Annotated in this window: 18 protein-coding genes and 1 pseudogene; 8 read left to right on the top strand and 11 right to left on the bottom strand. The window is 62.6% G+C overall.

All coding sequences use genetic code 11. The annotated features are described in order from the left end of the window. Positions 1–29 precede the first annotated feature (29 nt). Positions 30–575, bottom strand: a complete 546-nt coding sequence (locus tag AC1Z3W_RS27770; protein WP_483508889.1) for a phage antirepressor KilAC domain-containing protein — start codon at positions 573–575, stop codon at positions 30–32. 63 nt (positions 576–638) lie between these two features. Between AC1Z3W_RS27770 and AC1Z3W_RS27765 the strand changes: the two genes are divergently transcribed. After that, entirely contained in the window at positions 639–1,019 is a 381-nt protein-coding gene (locus AC1Z3W_RS27765; RefSeq protein ID WP_483508888.1) for a hypothetical protein, read from the top strand. A 68-nt stretch (positions 1,020–1,087) separates the two neighbouring features. On the opposite strand, the gene AC1Z3W_RS27760 is transcribed toward AC1Z3W_RS27765, so the two are convergent. Further along, complete coding sequence (locus AC1Z3W_RS27760) at positions 1,088–2,110, bottom strand: IS30 family transposase (RefSeq protein WP_175828054.1); 1,023 nt, start codon at positions 2,108–2,110, stop codon at positions 1,088–1,090. 364 nt (positions 2,111–2,474) lie between these two features. On the opposite strand from AC1Z3W_RS27760, the gene AC1Z3W_RS27755 reads away from it, so the two are divergent. The 4 genes from AC1Z3W_RS27755 to AC1Z3W_RS27740 are packed head-to-tail and all read left to right on the top strand — an operon-like array spanning position 2,475 to position 4,811. Beyond that, positions 2,475–3,056, top strand: a complete 582-nt coding sequence (locus tag AC1Z3W_RS27755; RefSeq protein WP_483508887.1) for a PAAR domain-containing protein — start codon at positions 2,475–2,477, stop codon at positions 3,054–3,056. 5 nt (positions 3,057–3,061) lie between these two features. Next, complete coding sequence (locus AC1Z3W_RS27750) at positions 3,062–3,850, top strand: hypothetical protein (protein WP_483508886.1); 789 nt, start codon at positions 3,062–3,064, stop codon at positions 3,848–3,850. A gap of 13 nt (positions 3,851–3,863) precedes the next feature. Continuing rightward, a complete protein-coding gene (locus AC1Z3W_RS27745; protein WP_483508885.1) occupies positions 3,864–4,109 on the top strand; it encodes a hypothetical protein in 246 nt (81 codons plus the stop codon). Positions 4,110–4,139: 30 nt separating this feature from the next. Then, positions 4,140–4,811: a hypothetical protein gene (locus AC1Z3W_RS27740; protein WP_483508884.1), complete on the top strand. Its 672-nt coding sequence runs from the start codon at positions 4,140–4,142 to the stop codon at positions 4,809–4,811. Between the two features lie 137 nt (positions 4,812–4,948). Here the strand turns inward: AC1Z3W_RS27740 and AC1Z3W_RS27735 are convergent, their stop codons facing one another. The 3 genes from AC1Z3W_RS27735 to AC1Z3W_RS27725 form a co-directional block, all read right to left on the bottom strand. Then, on the bottom strand, positions 4,949–6,151 hold the full coding sequence (locus AC1Z3W_RS27735) for an ISL3 family transposase (protein WP_483507674.1): 1,203 nt from the start codon (positions 6,149–6,151) through the stop codon (positions 4,949–4,951). Between the two features lie 144 nt (positions 6,152–6,295). Further along, positions 6,296–6,901 (bottom strand): hypothetical protein, encoded by a 606-nt coding sequence (locus tag AC1Z3W_RS27730; protein ID WP_483508883.1) that lies wholly within the window; start codon positions 6,899–6,901, stop codon positions 6,296–6,298. Between the two features lie 143 nt (positions 6,902–7,044). Continuing rightward, the gene (locus AC1Z3W_RS27725) at positions 7,045–7,440 is read right to left on the bottom strand and encodes a GNAT family N-acetyltransferase (RefSeq protein ID WP_483508882.1); all 396 of its coding nucleotides are present in this window, start codon (positions 7,438–7,440) and stop codon (positions 7,045–7,047) included. A 108-nt stretch (positions 7,441–7,548) separates the two neighbouring features. Here AC1Z3W_RS27725 and AC1Z3W_RS27720 point away from each other — a divergent pair, with 108 nt between their 5' ends. Further along, a complete protein-coding gene (locus AC1Z3W_RS27720; protein WP_483508881.1) occupies positions 7,549–7,902 on the top strand; it encodes a hypothetical protein in 354 nt (117 codons plus the stop codon). A 61-nt stretch (positions 7,903–7,963) separates the two neighbouring features. On the opposite strand, the pseudogene AC1Z3W_RS27715 reads toward AC1Z3W_RS27720, so the two are convergent. Both AC1Z3W_RS27715 and AC1Z3W_RS27710 read right to left on the bottom strand, forming a co-directional pair. Further along, positions 7,964–8,431: pseudogene (locus AC1Z3W_RS27715) on the bottom strand (MerR family transcriptional regulator); the annotation flags it as partial. Positions 8,432–8,554: 123 nt separating this feature from the next. Further along, on the bottom strand, positions 8,555–10,126 hold the full coding sequence (locus tag AC1Z3W_RS27710; protein WP_483508880.1) for an efflux transporter outer membrane subunit: 1,572 nt from the start codon (positions 10,124–10,126) through the stop codon (positions 8,555–8,557). Positions 10,127–10,245: 119 nt separating this feature from the next. On the opposite strand from AC1Z3W_RS27710, the gene AC1Z3W_RS27705 reads away from it, so the two are divergent. Next, positions 10,246–11,298 carry an RNA-guided endonuclease InsQ/TnpB family protein gene (locus AC1Z3W_RS27705; RefSeq protein ID WP_483508879.1) on the top strand — a complete coding sequence of 351 codons (1,053 nt, stop codon included), beginning with the start codon at positions 10,246–10,248 and terminating at the stop codon, positions 11,296–11,298. 31 nt (positions 11,299–11,329) lie between these two features. Here AC1Z3W_RS27705 and AC1Z3W_RS27700 read toward each other — a convergent pair whose 3' ends face one another. Continuing rightward, a complete protein-coding gene (locus tag AC1Z3W_RS27700) occupies positions 11,330–14,488 on the bottom strand; it encodes an efflux RND transporter permease subunit (RefSeq protein ID WP_124832977.1) in 3,159 nt (1,052 codons plus the stop codon). Then, the gene (locus tag AC1Z3W_RS27695; protein WP_057928919.1) at positions 14,485–15,594 is read right to left on the bottom strand and encodes an efflux RND transporter periplasmic adaptor subunit; all 1,110 of its coding nucleotides are present in this window, start codon (positions 15,592–15,594) and stop codon (positions 14,485–14,487) included. The genes AC1Z3W_RS27700 and AC1Z3W_RS27695 overlap by 4 nt, the downstream gene beginning before the upstream one ends. A 191-nt stretch (positions 15,595–15,785) precedes the next feature. On the opposite strand from AC1Z3W_RS27695, the gene AC1Z3W_RS27690 reads away from it, so the two are divergent. Beyond that, positions 15,786–16,406 carry a TetR/AcrR family transcriptional regulator gene (locus tag AC1Z3W_RS27690; protein WP_057928920.1) on the top strand — a complete coding sequence of 207 codons (621 nt, stop codon included), beginning with the start codon at positions 15,786–15,788 and terminating at the stop codon, positions 16,404–16,406. A 66-nt stretch (positions 16,407–16,472) separates the two neighbouring features. On the opposite strand, the gene AC1Z3W_RS27685 is transcribed toward AC1Z3W_RS27690, so the two are convergent. After that, on the bottom strand, positions 16,473–18,206 hold the full coding sequence (locus AC1Z3W_RS27685) for a ClcB-like voltage-gated chloride channel protein (protein WP_199866615.1): 1,734 nt from the start codon (positions 18,204–18,206) through the stop codon (positions 16,473–16,475). Positions 18,207–18,321: 115 nt separating this feature from the next. Next, positions 18,322–19,398 carry a YeiH family protein gene (locus AC1Z3W_RS27680; RefSeq protein WP_124832978.1) on the bottom strand — a complete coding sequence of 359 codons (1,077 nt, stop codon included), beginning with the start codon at positions 19,396–19,398 and terminating at the stop codon, positions 18,322–18,324. Between the last annotated feature and the right edge of the window lie 20 nt (positions 19,399–19,418).

Here is a 19,418-nt window from a genome sequence, read left to right as displayed (position 1 = left end):
CGCATGCCGCTCAACGACAGACCGCTCTGTCAATGGGCAATGGTGCGACTCTCATCGGTCACGACGCGCGGCTTGAACAGTCCACGCTTTGGCGGGTTCGCCTTGGCAATGAACGCGGTACGCTTGGGCGCGTACTTGCGCAGCAAAGCGGCCTCACCCTGAGCAGTCACGCGCACCGTGTGTTTGGCGTGCTCTGTGCCATTCTCGTCCATGTACACGCTCGTCGCGAGATAGAACCACGGGGCGTAGTCACGGTACGGTGTTCCGTCCACCTTCAAAATCCTGTCTTCGCGCAACAAAACAAACAAGCGATTCCGGCCGATGTTGTAGCCGGCCTGCGTGAGCTTTTGGGCCATCGTCGCCATGTCCAACACCTCATACGTTGCCAGCAACGCCTGTGAATGCTCGACGTGCGGCTGTTGCTGTTCGATAAGCTTGGCTTTGGCTTCGTTCTCAAGCGCCAGTGCCGCGCGCTGTTCCTCCAAGTCTGCGGCGAATCGAAGCGCTTCACCAAGGGTCTGCGGAATCTGGAAGGCGGGAACTGCCGAATATGAACCGGTCTTGCGGATAGACACCACGAGTCCATTTCGCCCCTGTTTCCCGTCACGGATACAGGGGCCTTTTTCGTTGGAGCTTCTATGGTGATGACGTTTGACGATGTGAACAATTTGCGCGTGGAAGATATCACGCCCGTGCATTGGTTGATTTCTGCCACGGATGAACGCTATACGACAGCGGGACCGTATGACGGTCAACCAGCTACCGGAATCGCGTTCTATGACAAGGATGGAGCGCCGCTTGTATCCGTGTCGATTCTGGATACTTTCGAAACGGACGATAACGACCACGATGCAAAAGCCAATCTCAAAATCACTTTGCGTCAATTGATTGTTGACATTGCGCGTGACAATTTTTCTGGCAATCTGTCGAAAGATGAATCAGAAACACACAAACAATTCTTCAGGAAAGTAAATGAATTGCTTGCTGTTACGGTAAAGACAGAAGTTGGAACGATCTAAGAGATTGTCGGAAGCGGCCGTGACGCCTCAACAATTGTCAGGCCTTCTCAGGTGGGCGGTTTCTAGAGTCAAGTGCAACGTTTTGCTAATCCCGCGGCTGCCAGTTCCATGGCCATGGCTTCCTCGGGCGTTTTCCAAGCGAGCGTCTGGCGAGGGCGTCCATTGAGCAGCTTGGCGATGTCGTTCAATTGCGTCTGCGTGACGCTCGACAGGTCCATGCCCTTTGGCAAGAACTGGCGTAGCAGGCCGTTTGTGTTCTCGTTGCTGCCGCGCTGCCACGGAGCGTATGGGTCCGCGAACCAGATATCGAGGTTCAGTCGCTCGGCAAGCTCGACATGACAGGTCATCTCCGATCCACGGTCGTACGTCAGGCTCTCACGCAGGAAGGCCGGCACCTTCTTCATCTGGCGCGTGAAGCCCTCGAGTGCGTCCTGGGCGGTACAGCCGTCCATGCGGCACAGCACGACGAACCGTGTTTTACGCTCGACCAGCGTTCCAACGCAGGATCGATTGAACGCGCCTTTGACAAGGTCGCCTTCCCAATGTCCGGGCCATTGCCGCGTTTCGATCTGTTCAGGCCGGTGAATGATGCGCAATTCCTCCGGCACGAAGCTCTTGCGCGCAAGGGTTCGACGGGTGGCGCCGCGTGCAGGCTTCTCCTGGCGAAGCGCCTCGATCATCGCCTGCTTGAGCCCACCTCGGGGATGGGTATAGATCGTGGCGTAAATCGTTTCGTGGCTGACGCGCTGGTCGGGATTGTCTGGATGCATGTCGCGGAGTCTGGCAGCAATTTGCTGGGGCGACCAGCGTCGATAGACCAGTTGATGATGCACATGCCAGTACAGCGCACTGCCTTCGCTCAACTTACGACGCCGTACGCAGCGCCGACGGCGAAGCCGATAGGACGAGGCCGCCTGGGTTGCGTCGTAGCGCGGCGTTGCCGCATTCCGATTACGAGCCAGTTCGCGAGAAACCGTCGAAGCACTGCGCCCCAACCGCCGCGCGATCTCTCGCATGCTGGTTCCCCGCTGACGTTCGATCATGATTGCCGCGCGGTCCTCCGCGCTCAGATGCTGGTACTTCTTCTTCATCGCAACACCTTACTTGATTCAAGGTGTTGCACTTGGAACTAGAGACTAAGGTGTTGTCTGTGTTAGTTCTGAATCGACCTATAATATAGATTCCTTGTGCCTCAAGGGCTCTCGTCCAAGCGAGAGATTTTCGCCTGTCTGCCAACGATTGCAGACGGGCTTTTTTTACCTCAAATCAGTATAGGTCGGGGGCTGTTTTATCAGATATGCCTTGTGCGGGCATCACTCTGGATAATATGAGAATCCTAAACAATGTTCAGAATTCCCATAAATTGTTAGATTCAGACTTGACCGATAGACGCGGCGGAAAAAATGCAGTAAACATACCGGACGCATAATTAATCATACGTATAGGGAACCCGGAATGCGAAGGAACTATCTGAAGGTAGGTGACAAGTCATCGGCGGGTGGAACGGTTATCGATGGGATACCGAGTTGTTTCCATCATGGAACTCAATTGACCTATCTAGGTGCTCAGGTGGTCTGCCCCGCATGCCAGTCAACGGGCCGAATCGCCCCAAAGGGGCCACGGTGGCCAAACAATATGATGGGGAAAGAGCCAGCGCTGGAAGGCGATCTCTGCGTCTGTAAGTGCTATCCAAGCCCCGTCATGCTCGCGTCGCAGAACTCAATGTTTGAGAGCTTCGAATCTCATCACCTCGCGGACATGGGATTTGCTGCGAATGGTCTAGCTTCGACAGGGGAGTCGCAAAGTGAGCATTGGATTCGCTTCGCACTGAAAGACGCCGGTAGTTGTGAGGGGTTACGCTGTCTTGCCCATTTCTCAGATGGGACGGTCGAGGAGGGTTTTTTTGATTCAAATAACGTTACGCATTTCAATCGAACTAATGCCTCGCCATGTCAAAAGGTCGAGGTGAAAATTGGATCGTCAGGCCAGTCAGAGGGTTCTGTAATGAGTAATATTCTTCGTGTGATGGTGGGATAAGGGAAATGCAGAATAATACTCATACCGTTGCCGAAGGTGCTTATAACACCAAAAAGACTCACGAAATTAGCAGTGGCATTCTTGAGGGTGCTATTGCTTCCTACGAATCTATCGCTACGACTTTTTCTGCAAATGCCATAGGGGATAATAGAGTTCGTCAGCAATATACACGACACATCAAGGAAATCTCTGACCAAGTTCGGCAGGAAGTGGCGAACGGAAACATTACCGTCAAAGAGGGCGCGGAGTATTGCAGTCAACTTAGAGATAAATTGTTTGTGGAGTACAGGAAATATACTTCGGCATACGGAATCGCCAAGGCGGAGGAATTGAAGCTAAAATCTCGCGGCTTTGATTATTACCTAAACAAATATGCTCAAGGGCAATTTGGGAAGGATTTCGCGCAGTTATCCACGGACGAGCGTAGTGCAGTTTACTATACGGTCTTGAAAAAGGCCGGTGGCGCTAATGTTGGAGTGTCGGTCAGGGTAAGGCGGTTGGAAGTGTTGTCCAAGGTGTTCATTCTGATAACGGCTATCCTTGCGGTCTATGAGGTAACGGAGGCCAAAAACAAGGTGCGTGAGGCCGCACGCCAAGGGAGCATCATTGCGGGTGGTATGATTGGCGGAAGCCTAGCGGGTCTTGCTGTGTCCTTCGTGTGCGGCCCTGCTGAACCTGCTTGCGCCGCTGCGCTTGTCCTTATTGGTAGCGGTGTAGGTGGGATGGCTGGCGAGGTCGCAAATGAGGTTTACCAAGATGAGCTAGAAGTTTTTACGCGATGGATCAACAACTAACTCGAAAATCAATATGATCTACGACAGCTTGGTCGCCCTAATTGTTATCTGTCTAGTGTTTCTTGCCGTTAGTGCAATAAAGGTTGCATCAAGTGTGAAGGCTGAGGATTGGGGTGGTGACATCGATGATTCTGAGTCCGGCGATGAAAAAACTGGCCCGTCTAAGGTTTCAATATTTCTGTCGTTGCCCTTAGTTATAGTCTCCGCTGTGATTCTATTGGCATCACTTATAGCGATTCGAGTGCTTGATTTTCATTGAGGGTGAGAGCCCTGAAAAATAGAGATATTGATGATGCCGGTTAAGACGCAATATATTGCCCCTCTTTCGCTTTGGGTAGTCGTGCGCCGCCGCGTGCTCAAGTCCGGGCCGTTCATAGAACCCGCTTGGACCGGATCGGCCCAAGAGGGCATATCCGGCCCGGTAGTGTTCGTTTCGCGCCTGTTGGCGCATATGTACGCATACCTGCGCAACGAGTACCACAGCGAGGACGATAGCGCCCACTGGAAAGCGATTCCGCTACAGGATTTTGACCTGTTAGACCACGCGAACGGCATAGACGGCCCGCTGTATTGCATGATGGCATACGGGTTCGCGATGGAGACGCCCACCGACGTTATATGCGTGCACGCGCCGCGCATTCGCTACGTGCCGCTACCGTTCAACATTCCGGAGAACACGGGCGGGGTAACGTTCTCGTTCAACCAATGGGCGTTTGACTTCATGCGGGACGAGTGGCAAGCGCTGGGTCTGCGGGGTTACGAGCGCGAACTAGAGGCGGTGGACGAGTTGGACGAGGCAGCATTTAACCGGCTCTTTCAGACGGCTGTAGCGTGGCTGGGCGTGTGTCGTGCGCCATCCGGGCAGGCAGGACCGTGGGCGGTGTTCAGCACGCAGGACGATACATGGATAGTTGGATATGCGGATGAAGCGCCACCAGCGACAGCGCACGGGCTGCATTGACGAATTTCCTGTAACCCGAATGGGTTGCCACACTCCAAGACAATGGCCCCGCGTCCAGCATGGATTGCGGGGCCAGTCTTTTGGGTTACGCGTTACTTAACAGGTGCACCTGGTTGCAGGGGCTAAAATTAGGTTCTTCACGGATTACCGGGATAGGCGGCCTTGATCTTGAGGAAGAAGTAGGCACTGTCGCGGTAGCCGTAGGCCATGCGCTTCATGACCTTGATGCGGTTGTTGATGCCTTCAAGTTGGCCCGTGTGCATGGGCCAGCGCACGCGAGCAAGGATGCCTCGCCAGTACGCAGCCAGCTTGTTGGCGAAGCGTCGCAGCGGTTCGATGCCGCTCGCGCGGGCCTGCGCCAGCCAGGCCCGCCAGGCGCGACGCCATTGCCACGCGCTCAGCGGCCGCCAGAGTTCCTTGAGCACCGATTTGAGCACGTAGACGGTCATCAGAGCCTGATTGGCTTCCAGCAGCTCATGTAACTTGATCTGCTGGTCGGCCGACAGATTCTCGCGATTGCGCAGCAACAACCAGCGCGAGCGTTTGACGACGCGTCGCAGCGGACGCTTGTGCTTGAGCCGGTTGGCCTCATCGACGCGTACCCGATCGATCACTTCCCGTCCGTATTTGGCGACCACGTGATACAGGTCGTACACGATGCGCGCCTTCGGGCAATGCTGCCGTACCTCCAGATCGAATGCGGTGTTCATGTCCATCGCCACGGCTTCGATCGCTTTGCACCGCTCGATGCCGAGCCAGTCGAAGAACGGGCGAATCGCCTCCCGGCTGCGTCCTTCGCCGACCCACAACACACGGCGCGTATCGGCGTCCATCACCACGGTGGCGTAGCGGTGGCCCTTGTATAGCGCAAATTCGTCCATCACCAGCCGGCGCGGTTGCGCCTCGGGCAACGCCTCAAGACGCGCCTGCAAGCGTCGCGTATCGATGCGCCGGACGGTTTCCCAATGCAGCCCTGACAACTGGCAGACGTGGGCGATCGGCAACTTCTCGCACCAGCGCCCAACAAATTCCGCCAGACGCCGGGTGATTCGGGCGTGGCGATCCAGCCAGCTCACGCGCTCGGTGCGAGGGCCACATCCGGCGCACCGCACCCGACGTAGACGCACGCGCAGCCAGACCGCGTCGCCCAGCATCGGTAGGTCGCGAATCGTCCGCCAGCCTTGTTCATGCACGCGCTCGCTGCGCTGGCCGCAGCCCGAGCAACGAGCGCAATGGCCGACTTCGGGCAACAAGGTGATGCGCGTCACACCGGGCGTGCGCTCGAGTTCGGAAACGGTAAAACCTTCCCAGAACGGGAGGTCGAGTTTATGATCGGCCATGAAAGCGGTGGTCGTTGGAATCGTCTGATTGGTCGCACAACCAGTCTATTCCTTCGGCCACCGCTTTCCTTTTGGGCCCCGCCTTCACGCTAATCCGTGAAGAACCGAAAATTATCGCACGTAGTGCCGTGCGCTCCTGCTATCTCAGCGCGTACATGCGCCGTCTACGACCCATTCTTGTGGCGCACCGTTAGCCGACACGCGGAGGTAGATCGATGAGCGCTCAAAGACCGTGAGCGAATCGCCCTTACGGTAGTGCTTCACGATATCGCCGGGTCCAGCTTCGTTATACGAGGTGCAGATTTTCGCAGTTACCGGCATCGTTGCGCCGACGCCGGTTGTAACGGGTTTCTTAGGGTGCGAGTACCCATATTCGCGGTTGAATCGATCTAGACTCGCCTGTAGCGAATTACGGGAATTGTTGGATTTCAATTCCGCGCGATTGACTTGCCCGAATGGCATGGTTGTTTCGACCCACTCATACGCGGTCACGTGCGTGTCTGAGCCATTCGAATCGAGTACGAACCGAACTCGATCAACCGGAGTAGTGCTGTACGAATTCCCAAGAAGCAATTGAGCGAAAACCGCTTTCTGTCCTTCCAGTGTCTTACTGCAAACGACCATGTTCGAATTCGTTTCCGTGACCATCCCGCCAATCTGAGAGCATCGGCCAATCAACAGATTTTGAACGTCTTGGAGAGTTGCGTCCTCGAAAGTGGTTTCAGGATAGCCCGACGCGGTTTCCGTCATCAATGCCTGCTGTGTGGCACAGCCAAACAGAAAAGGGAGTGTTGCTATAGCTAGATTTAGTCTCATGGGTTCCCCGATATTATTTTTGCGTATCACGACGCGATGACTAAGTCTTTTGAAGCGTTGGATATGCTGAATAAGCGTCAAGCGATAAATATTCCATATCTGCCGTCGCCATAAGGCTGTGTTTTTCTACCTTTTGCTACTCGCGTCCAGAAGGGGGCGCTGTCCCCGACAATTTCAATAATAAATTCCGATACATTGTGTGCTGCAAGTTCGGCGATGACTCGATTGACGAGTTGCATACCGATCCCTTGGCTCCGATGTGTTGGGGCAACGTACAGTTTGTATAGTTCGACACTACCATCGGGCCACTGCACAATTGTGGCCGCCCCTAAAGGTGCATCACCCTCGACTGCGACGAAGTAATCCGCTCCCAACTTGTATTCGAGCTCCACGATTCCAAGATCGGGTTCGGCGTACAGCATCCGTTCAAGCTGTTTGAGATATCTTTTGTCCGGGTTCAGTAGGATTCGCATTGTGGTTTTTCTAGATATCGATTGATTTCGTCAGTCTAACCGTTTTCTGCGCGGCCCCTGCCAATCTCGGCAAGACTCGTAGCTTCGCTCCGGTAAACTGTTCGGCCTATGAAGCCTGACTACCTGACGCCTGACGCGCTCGCGCCCATCGCCTTGACACCGATCAAGATTGAGGACGTCAAGAGGGTGACGAACGAGCGCCCGGAGCTTGTCCTCTACTGCTGTACGGTCCTACAGCGCGATTTTGAGGTCGTCAAAGAGCTTTGCCGACGTAACCCCAGCATATGGGGGCCGCCCGTTCATAGCGTCGTCAGGACGGCTCTGATAACCATTGCGGCCAAGGTGACGAAGCAATCCCGCCTGCGTAATTGGAACTTTACTCAGGGGAAGGGCGATCCGGCCGGGGTCAGGGAAGTGGCGAAGGGGCTGTTGCGGCAGTCGAGGAACAAGGGAAATATTTGATGGGTTGACCGGCTGCAAACTAGTCTGATATTGCGGGAATCCGTACAAAATCCGTAAAGTGCGCTAAGTATTTGATTTGTAATGGAGAATCGTTGCGGTACATCGGCAGGCGCGCGAGTTCGTCCTCGGAAAAGTATGTGTCGTACACGGTCATCAACTCCAGTGTGGTGAGCCAATCGGCCAGTTCCGGCTCCGTGCCCGCCGCGAGTTGCGCGTGCAGGTGCACGAGCCGCTCGCGCAGCTGCGCGGTCTGCGCGAGCTGGTGGTCGAGCGACGCGATCTGTTTCGCGACGAGCTCGACGAGCGGGGTGCCGGGCTGGTTCAGGTAGTCGCCGATTTCGGCGAGCGACAGTCCGAAGCGACGCAGGGCCTGGATCTGGTGGAGCCGGGCGATGTCGTCGCGGTCGTACAGCCGGTAGCCGTTGTCGGCGCGCGCCGAAGGCGTCAGGAGGCCGATCGCGTGATAGTGATGAAGCGTGCGGACGGTCAGTCCGCTGCGTTTCGCCAGTTCTCCCACTTTCAGCCGCATGGTGTCCTCCGTTCGGTGCGCACACTGGAGTCTCGAACGTTACGCTACGTGAGGGTCAAGCGGAAGATCGCTGATCGGCGCGCGGGTTGGTCCCGCGCGCCGCGCGCATGGCGCAAGGGCGCGCTATTGCGGAGACGGCGGCGCGTCGGGCGTGGCCGCGCGCGCCTGGGCGGCGGGGGCGCTTTGATCCGCGTTGCCGGTGTGGCCGGCCGAGTTCCCGGCTTTCGCGGCCTTGCCGGTCGCGTCGACCGGCGGCGCGCCCATCGCCTGATAGAGCCGCGCGGTATCCGCGAAGCGTGCGCCGGTCGCGCGGATCTCGTCGAGCCGCGCGTTGCGGTACTGCAACTCGCTCGCGCGCGCGGCCGACGGCGGCAGCGCGCCGAGCCGCACGCGGGCGGCCGCGTCGTCGTACGCGCCGTGCGCGGACAGCGCGGCGCGCGACGACGCATCGAGCGCCTCCGCGTCGTGCTCGAGCGCGGCGAGCGAATCGGCGACGTTCTGGAACGCGCTCAGCACGGTCTGCTTGTACTGGTCGACCGCGGCCTCGTAGGTCGCCTTCGCCGCACGGCGCTGTGCGAGCAGCGCGCCGCCGTGGAACAGCGGCTGGCTCAGCGACGCGCCGACGTTCCAGATCGCGCCGGCGCCCGACAGCATCGTCGGCCAGCTGAAGCCGCCTTTGCCCATGGCCGCCGACAGTGACAGCTGCGGGAACAGCTGTGCGGTCGCGACGCCGACTTCGGCGGCGGCCGCCTTCAGCCCCGCGTCGGCGGCCTGGATGTCGGGGCGGCTTTGCAGCAGGTCGGACGGCACGACCACCGGGACTTGCGCGGGCAGGTGGAGGTCGGCGAGCGTGAGGTCGGCGGGCGGCCGGTCGGGCGTGCGGCCGACCAGCACGGCCAGCGCATGGCGCGCCGTGTCGCGCTGCTGGCGCAGCGCGGGCAGGCTCGCGGCGAAGGTGTCCGCGCTTTGCTGCGCGTTCAGCGCGTCGCTGTGCGACGCGGAGCCGAGCGCGTAGCGGCGTTGCGCGTCGCGCGCCTGGTCGTTCGCGAGCGCGACGAGCCGTTCGGTGGTGGCGATCTGTGCGTTGAGCACCGACACCGTGATCGACGCGGTGACGATGTTCGCGGCGAGTGCGCGGCGCGCCGATTCGAGCTGGAACGCGCTGACGTCGACGCGCTTCGCGAGCGCGCGGTTCGCGAAGCGCGACACGCCGAACAGGTCGACCGTATAGCTCGCCTGCAGTTGCCCGACGAACGTGTCGTACAGCAGCGTCGGCGCGCCGAGCGCGGGGATCGGCACGCCGAGCGCACGCTGGCGCGTGGCCTGGCCGACCGCGTCGATCGACGGCAGCATCGAGCTGCCGATCTGCCCGCGCAACTGCTCGCGCGCGGCATCCAGCGAATGCGACGCCGCACTGAGCGTCGGGCTGTTGCGCAGCCCTTCGTCGACGAGCGCGTTCAGCGCATCGGAGCGGTACTGGGTCCACCAGTCGGGCACGGGCTGCGCGCCGACTTCGAACTGTTGCGCGACGCCTTGCGCGGCGACCGTCTGCTGCACTTGCGGCGCGGCGCCGTAATGCGCGGGCGACGGCATCGCGGGCGGCTCGCCGCTCGGCGCGAACCACGCGCAGCCGGCGAGCGGGCCGACGAGGCTCACGGCCGCGAGCGCCCGCGTGGCCTTCGTTTTCAGGTTCATCAGAATTTGCTCCGAGAAACCCCGCCATTTCCCCCAAGGGGACTTCCTTCGGGGCGAATGGCGGGAAGGAAAGGCGTGCTGTTGACAGGCAGCTTCTTCCACGGGTTAGGATCACCGGCATGATCCTTGTCTACCGCTACCGGGTGAAGTCGCTCAACGGACTGCTTAACAAGCAGAGCCGCGCGGTGAACTACGTCTGGAACTTCTGCAACGACACGCAGAAGCACGCTATCAAGTGGCGCAAGAAATGGCCGACCGGCTTCGACCTGAACGTGCTGACGACCGGCAGCAGCAAGGAACTCGGCATCCACTCCGGCACGGTCAATGCAACGTGCGAGCAATACGCGAAGTCGCGCAGTCAGTGCCGTCGACCCTACCTGCGCTATCGCGGCAGGAAATCTCTTGGCTGGGTGCCGCTGAAAGGCCGTGACCTGAAGCGCGAAGGCGACGCATTTCGTTTCGCCGGCAATACCTTTCGCGTATTCAATAGCCGCCCGCTTCCTGAAGGCAAGATCACGGACGGGACCAACTTTGCACAGGATGCGCGTGGCAACTGGTTTCTCAACATCGTGATCGAGATACCCGATGTTCAGGCCCGCCCGATCCGTTCCGGTGTCGGCATCGATCTCGGCCTGAAAGACTTCGCCACACTGTCGACGGGCGAGAAACTGCCTAATGATCTGTTCGGTCGATGCGCGGCCGAGAAGCTCGCGAAAGCGCAACGGGCGCGAAGGCACAAGCGGCATATCGCGAAGTTGCACGCCAAGGTGGCAAATGCCCGTGCCGATTTCCAACACAAGCTCGCGCTCGATCTGGTGCGGCGCTTCGATTACATCGCGGTCGGCAACGTGTCGGCCGCGAAGCTCGCCAGAACCAGGATGGCGAAGAGCGTCTACGACGCATCCTGGTCGTCCTTTCGAAACAAGCTCCGTTACAAGGCGATGGCGCACGGAGCTACGTTCGAGGAAGTCGACGAAAACGGTTCCACCCAGCCCTGTTCGTCGTGCGGGTCGAAAGACAGCACGACGCGGCCGAAAGGTATCGCGGGACTGCGAGTAAGAGAGTGGGCCTGCGATGGTTGTGGTGTCGTGCATGATCGTGATACCAATGCTGCGCTGAACATTCTCCGATGCGGACGTGCATCGCCAGGTGTGGGAATCCTCCGCCTTTAGGCGGAGGAGGACGTCAACGACAGTTCCATGGTCAGGCTCCCGACGGCGCGGCAGGCGTGCCGCCATCGTGCGGCGGGCGATCGCGTGGCTCGCGCGGGTCGCGTTCGTCGCGCTTCACGCGGAACCACGCGGCGTACAGCGCGGGCAGGTAGAACAGCGTCAGCACGGTCGCGCTTGTGATGCCGCCCATCAGCGCGGTCGCCATCGGCCCGAAGAAGTTCGAGCGCAACAATGGGATCAGCGCGAGCACGGCGGCCGCGGCCGTCAGCGTGATCGGACGGAAGCGCCGCACGGTCGCGCCGACGATCGCGTCGAAGCGTCCGTGGCCGGCGGCGATGTCCTGCTCGATCTGGTCGACGAGGATCACCGAGTTGCGCATGATGATCCCGAACATCGCGATCACGCCGAGCATCGCGACGAAGCCGAACGGCTGGCCGAACAGCAGCAGCGTGCCGACCACGCCGATCAGCCCGAGCGGCGCGGTCAGCACGACCATCAGCACGCGCGAGAAGCTCTGCAGCTGGATCATCAGCAGCGTGAACACGGCGATCGCCATCAGCGGCATCTGCGCATTGATCGACTTCTGCGCCTTCGCGCTTTCCTCGACCGAGCCACCGATGTTGATCTGATAGCCGACCGGCAGTTGCGCGCGCAATGCGTTCAGCTTCGCGTCGACCGCATGCGTGACGTCGATGCCCTGCGCACCGGCGCGCACGTCCGACTGCACGGTGATGGTCGGCTGGCGGTCGCGCTCCCACACGACGCCGTATTCGAGCGTCGGCGTGAAGCGGCCGAGCGAGCCGAGCGGCACGGGGCCGTTCGGGGTCGGCATCGCGAGGCCCGCGAGCTTCGCGGGATCGACGCGCTCGGAGCGCGGCGCACGCAGGTCGACCGCGATCAGCTTGTCGCGTTCGCGATACTGCGTGACGGTCGTGCCGGACAGCGTCATCGCGAGGAAGCTCGATACGTCCTGCGACGTGACGTTCAGCTCGCGCGCCTTCTTCTGGTCGAGCTCGAAGCGCACCGAGCGCTCGGCCGGCTCGTCCCAGTCGAACTGCACGTTGACCGTGCGTGCATCGCCGCGCATCGTCGCCGCGACTTTCTCGGCGATCGAGCGGACCGTCGCGATGCTGTCGCCGCTCACGCGGAACTGCACCGGGTAGCCGACCGGCGGGCCGTTCTCGAGCCGCGACAGCCGCCAGCGCACGGCCGGAAACTGCTCGCGCAACGTGGTTTCGAGCCAGGTCGCGAGCTTCTCGCGGTCCTTCACCGATTTCGCGGTGATCACGAACTGCGCGAAGTTCGGCAGTTGAAGCTGCTGGTCGAGCGGCAGGTAGAAGCGCGGCGCGCCGCTGCCGACGAAATTCACCGAATGATCGATCTCGGGGCGCTTGTCGATCACTTTCTCGAGGCGTTCGGTCTCGCGTAGCGTCGCCGCGAACGACGCGCCTTCGGGCAGCCGCAGATCGACGAGCAGCTCGGGGCGATCGGAGCTCGGGAAGAACTGCTGCGGCACGAGCGAGAAGCCCATCAGCGCGACGACGAAGAGGGCACCGGTGATCAGCAGCACGACGAAGCGCCGCTCGATGCACCAGTCGATCCAGCCGCGCAGCCGCGTGTAGAAGCGCGTGTCGTAGATGTCGTGCTCGTGATCGTCCGGCAGGTGGGCTTCGTGCGCGTGCTTCTTGCGCTCGGGCAGCAGGTGATAGCCGAGCAGCGGAATCAGCACGACGGCCGCGAACCACGACGCGATCAGCGCGATCGCCGACACCTCGAAGATCGAGCGCGTGTACTCGCCGGTGCTCGATTTCGCGAGCGCGATCGGCAGGAAGCCCGACACGGTGACGAGCGTGCCGGTCAGCATCGGGAACGCGGTGCTCGTATAGGCGAACGCGGCGGCGCGTGCGCGGGTGTAACCCTGTTCGAGCTTCACGGCCATCATCTCGACCGCGATGATCGCGTCGTCGACGAGCAGCCCGAGCGCGAGCACGAGCGTGCCGAGCGACACCTTGTGCAGCCCGATGTCGAACAGGTACATGAAGAGGGCGGTCACGGCGAGCACGACCGGAATCGAGATCACGACGACCATCCCGGTGCGCAGCCCGAGCGACACGAGGCTCACGACGAGCACGATCGCGACGGCTTCCGCGACCGCTTCGAGGAAATCGTCGACCGAATGCGCGACCGCATGCGGCATGCTCGACACCAGCGTCAGCTTCAGGCCGGCCGGCAATTGCGCCTGCAGGTCCTTCGATTCGGCATCGAGCGCCTTGCCGAGCCGGATCACGTCGCCGCCGGGCTTCATCGTCACGCCGATGCCGAGCACCGCATGACCGTTGGCACGCATCTGCGTGACGGGCGGATCGTCGTAGCCGCGCTTCACGGTGGCCAGATCGCCGAGCCGGAACGTGCGGTCGTTGATGCGGATCAGCGTGTCGGCGATTGCCGCGACGTTGTCGAACTGGCCGCTCGGCCGCACGAACACGCGATCGTCGGCGGTGGTCAGCACGCCGGTCGACGAGATGTCGTTCTGCGCGTTGATCGCCTGTCCGAGCTGTTGCGGCGAGATGCCGAGGCGCGTGAGCTGCGCGTTGTTCACCTCGATGAAGATCCGCTGGTCGGGGTCGCCGAAGTAGTCGACCTTGCCGGCGCCGGGCACCCGCAGCAGCACGGTGCGCAGCTGGTCCGCATAGTCGTGGAGCTGCGCGGGCGTGAAGCCGTCGCCTTCGAGCGTCCAGATGTTCGTATAGACGTCGCCGAATTCGTCGTTGAAGAACGGGCCCTGCACGCCGGGCGGCAGCGTATAGCCGATATCGCCGACCTTCTTGCGGATCTGGTACCAGGTCTCGGGCACGTCCTTCACGGGCGCCGAATCCTTCATAGTGAAGAAGATCAGCGATTCGCCGGGGCGCGAATAGCTGCGCAGGAAGTCGATGGCCGGCGTTTCCTGCAGCTTGCGGCCGATCCGATCGGTTACCTGCTCCTGCACCTGCCGCGCGCTCGCGCCGGGCCAGAACGTGCGGATCACCATCACGCGGAACGTGAACGGCGGGTCTTCGGATTGTGCGAGCCGCGTGTACGCGAGGATGCCCGCGAGCGTCGCGAGCGCGATCAGGTAGACGACCAGCGCCTGGTGGCGCAGCGCCCATGCCGACAGGTTGAACCGGCCTTCTTCGCGGGGGCCGCTCATGACGCGAAGTCCTCCGGGTGCAGCGGTGCGATCGGCCGCACCTTCTCGCCCGCGCTGACCGTATGCACGCCTTGCAGCACGACGTGCTCGCCCGGCTGCAGCCCGTGCGACACGGTGACGGTGCGTTCGTTGAAGCGCGCGACGTCGACGCGGCGCAGTTCGAGCGAGTCGTCCTTCGCGCGCACGACCCACACGGCCGGATGCGGGCCGTCGTGGAACAGCGCGGTCGCGGGCAGCGTGATGCTCGGCGCGTTGCCGGCAACCGGCGCGCCGTCGAATGCGACGTTCGCGGTCATCCCGAGGCGCACGGCCGGATCGGGCGCGGCGAGCGTGAGCTTCACGCGATAGGTGCGGCTTTGCGGATCGGCGGCCGGTGCGATTTCGCGGACTTTCGCGGCGAACTGGCGGCCCGGCAGCGATGGCAGCGTGACGCTCGCCGCGTGCCCGGGCGTGAGCGACGCGAGCGCGGCTTCGGGCACGTCGCTCACGACGTCGACGTCGCCGGACCACGCGAGCTGGTAGACGGCCTGGCCGGCCGATACGTTCTGGCCCGTGTCGGCCGGTTCGGCGGTGATGGTGCCCGCGTGATCGGCGACGAGGGTCGCATAGCGGAGCTGGTTCTTCGCGAGCGCGAGCTGCTGCTGCGCCTGGTCGCGCTGCGCGAGCGCCGACGTGTAGCTGTTCTCGGTCTGCTCGAGCTGCGCGGTCGCGATCAGGTTCTCGCGCGCCTGCGCGCGATCGCGGTCGAGCTGCTGTTTCGCGAACGCGAGGCTGTGCGATGCGGCATCAAGCTGCGCCTGCGCGCTCGCGGCGTTCTTCTCGACGTCGGACGGATCGAGCAGCGCGACGACCTGACCGGCCTTGACCGTATCGCCGAGCCGCACCTTGCGCTCGACGATCTTGCCCGCGATGCGGAACGACAGCGGCGTCGCATAACGCGGCTGGATCTCGCCGGGCAGCGTGGCCGCGGTCGCAACGCCGTCGGCCTGCGCGGGCAGCGCGACGACCGGGCGCGGCGCGGGCGGCGCGGCTTCCTTCGGATGACAGGCGGCGAGAACGAGCGCGGTGCCGATCAGCAGCACGGCGCGGGAACCGGAGCGATTCACGAAACCCCCAGAGCAGGTGAAAGCGGGACGAAGCCGGCAAGCGCGGCGGGCGCTTGCCCCGAGTGGCGCAGGCGTGGCGCGCGCCGACAGAGACGAACGAGGTCGTTCGGAAACTGTGGCGAATTCTAATACACACCTGTATCTGAATGCAAAGATGAATCCGAAAGGGAGTTGATGCTAGACTGCGCGCCATGAAACCACAGCGCTTAACTCGCGAGCAGAGCAGGGACCAGACGCGCGAACGTCTGCTGAATGCCGCGCACCGGATTTTTCTGAAGAAAGGTTATGTCGCCGCGAGCGTCGAGGACATCGCGGCGGCGGCGGGGTACACGCGCGGCGCGTTCTACTCGAACTTCCACAGCAAGTCGGAGCTGCTGCTCGAACTGCTCGAGCGCGACCACGATTCGGTGCAGGCCGATTTCGAGGCGATCTTCGAGGAGGGCGGGCCGCGCGAGCAGATGGAGTCGATGGCGCTCGCGTACTACCGGACGCTCTTTCGCGACGATGAGTATTCGCTGCTGTGGGGCGAGGCGAAACTGCAGGCGGCGCGCGACGCGAAGTTTCGCGTGCGCTTCAACCAGTTCCTGCACGGCAAGCGGCTGCAGATGGCCGAGTTCATCCAGCGCTTCGCCGAGCGCGCCGGCACGCCGCTGCTGCTGCCGGCCGAGACGCTCGCGTTCGGGCTGATGTGCCTGTGCGACGGCGTGCAGTCGTACTACACGGCCGATCCGCAGCACGTGTCGGCCGACGTGGCCGAATCGGTGCTTGCGGGGTTCTTCGCACGGGTCGTGCTGGGGCGCGCGCCGGACTGAACGATCGGGCGGCCGCGAATGCGGTGCGGCCGTGCATGCCCCACCGGGTTCCGTGCACCGTGTCCGTCAGCGCTCGCCGGTCATCCGCCGGTAAGCGTCGAGCAGCGACGTCTTGTAGACGACGCCGGCGAGCGTCGGCTCGGCTTCGCTTTCGATCACCGGCAACCGTTCGCCCTGGAACGCCATGAAGCGTTCGAGCGCGGTCGCGAGCGGCATGTCGGGCGTGAGCAGCGGAAACGGCGTATGCGTGTAGTGCGCGGCCGTCTTGTCGGTCGTGTCGCGCTTGTCGAGCAGGTCGGACGTGATGTCCTTCAATGCGACCGCGCCGCGGAAGCGCCCGGCCTCGTCGGTCACGTACAGATACTTCACCGGATATTCGAGAAACACGCGCGTCATGTCGGCGACCGTCGCGGTGAGCGGCACGACCGTCTGCGCGGGCTGGATCAGCTCGCGCATCTGGGTGGTGCGCAGCCGCAGCCGTTCCTGTGCGTCCTGGTGATGGTGCAGCGTGATCTCGTACATCGACGTCGTGCCGGTCGCGCGCGCGACGAAATACGCGAACACGCACGACACCATGAGCGGCAGCACGACCTGGTAGCTGAGCGTCATCTCGAAGATCATCAGGATCGCCATCAGCGGCGCCTGCGTGGCGCCGGCCATGAACGCGCCCATCCCGACCATCGCATACGCGAAGTACGCGGACGTGTGGCCGGGCCACAGCGCGTTCATCGCGAGCCCGAACAGCGAGCCGAACACGGCGCCGACGAACAGCGTCGGCGTGAAGACGCCGCCGACCGCGCCGGAACCTGCCGTCGCGGCGGTCGCGATCACCTTGAACGCCAGCACCGCGACGAGCGCCTGCCAGGTCCACGGCGAATGCAGGATGTGGTTCACGACGCTGTAGCCGTTGCCCCATACGTCCGGAATCCACACCGAGATCACGCCGACCACGAGGCCGCCGAGCGCGAGCCGCACCGGCAGCGGCACGGGCAGCCGCTTGAACTGGTTCTTCGACGCATCGAGCAGATGCAGGAACTGCGGCGCGAGCACGCCGCACAGCGCGCCGAGCACGACGAACAGCAGCACCTCGGGGCCCGTGACGGCCGGGAACACCGGCATCTCGTACGGCGGCCGGTAGCCGGCGAATTCCCGCATCACGATGTTCGCGACGACGGAGGCGACGACCATCGGCCCGAAGCTCTCCATCGCGATCGTGCCGAGCACGATTTCGGATACGAAGAACGCGCCGGCGATCGGCGCGTTGTACGCGGACGTGATACCGGCCGCCGCGCCGCACGCGACGAGCAGGCGCAGGCGCGGCGGGTCGAAGTGCACGAAGCGGCCGACCAGCGACGCGGCGAGCGCCGCGAGCTGCACCATCGGGCCTTCGCGGCCGATCGAACCGCCGCTGCCGATCGTCAGCAGCGACGACACGCTGCGCCACAGGCTCTGGCGTACCGGCACGACGCCGTCGCCGAGCGCGACGGCCTCCATGTAGTCGGTCTTGCCGGATTTCCTGTCGCCGCGCGTCGCGAGCAGCAGCACGCAGCCGGCCAGGAAGCCGCCCGCGGCCGGCATCCAGAAGCGCACGTACCACGGCAGGCTTCTCGCCATCTGCACGAAGCTGCCGCCGTGTCCGGAGATCAGGTGCTGCATCAGGTCGATGCCTTCGCGAAACGTCATGGTGGCGAAGGCGCCGCCGACGCCGACGATGGCCGACCAGATCAGCATCGTATGGGCGTCCGACAGGCGGAACAGTGTCTGGGCGCGAGTGCGCAGCTTCAGCAGGAACGAGAGCACGGCTGAAAGAGGGTGATGAAGAGAACGAAGGAAAACGACGCGAAGCATAGCACTGCGCCGCGCCCGCGGGATCTTCCCGTCGGGCGCGGCGCGTGTCGCGGCGTGGATGTGCGGCTTAGCCAAGCCAGTGTTGCACCGCCCAGGTGATCCCGTAGCCGCCGGCGATCAGCCAGACGTACAGGATCAGGCCGGTGGTCAGCGCGCGCGGGCCGGCCTCGCGGATCTGCGACACGCGGGTCTCGATGCCGAGCGCGGTCATCGCCATCGTCAGCGCGAAGGTGTCGAGCACGTTCAGCGTATGTGTGACGTCGGCGGGCAGCACGTTCAGCGAATTGACGATCACGAAGCCGAGGAAACCGAGCGCGAACCACGGCACGGCCATCTTGCGCTTGCCTTGCGCGCCGTCGGCGGCCGCATTGGCCGAGCGTGCCGAGCGGGCGAGCCACCAGCCGAGCGTGAGCAGCACCGGCACCAGCAGCATCACGCGGGTCATCTTCACGATGGTCGCGACGTGCGTGACCTGCGGGCTGATGTCGCTCGCCGCGCCGACCACCTGCGCGACTTCGTGGATCGTGCCGCCGAAGAACAGGCCGAGGCCGGCCGGGTCGAGATGGAGCAGGCCGGCGTGATACGCGAGCGGGTACAGGAACATCGACAGCGTGCCGAACAGCACCACGCTGCCCACGGCCATCGCGCTCTGGTGCGGCTTCGACTGCAGCGTCGACTCGAACGCGAGCACGGCGGCCGCGCCGCAGATCGCGCTGCCGGCAGCGGTCAGCAGCGCCGCGTCGCGATCGAGCTTCATCACCTTCATGCCGACCCAGGTGCCGATCACGAGTGTGCTGACGACGACCAGCACCGACACCGTCAGGCCCGGCAGGCCCACCTGCGCGATTTCCTGCAGGCTCACGCGCAGGCCGAAGAACGCGACCGCGATACGCAGCAGCTTGCGCGCGGAAAAGTTGACGCCGGCCGCCCAGCTCGCCGGCATGCCGTCACGCAGCGCGTTGCCGTACAGCGCGCCCGCGACGATGCCGACGATCAGCGGTGACAGGCCGAGCCCGGCGATCGCCGGAAGTTGCGACAGGCTCGTGACGGCGGCGGCGAACAGCGCGACGAACAGCACGCCGTTCAACTGACCGCGCATCGATGGCGCGGCGTGGCTGAGATGGGGAGTCGGAGCAGTGGACATGGGGCACCGTGATGAAGCAG

This window comes from Burkholderia sp. 10_S31 (assembly GCF_056930375.1).
Note: the sequence above shows the minus strand (reverse complement) of the source record. Positions and strands in the feature narration are given on the sequence as shown.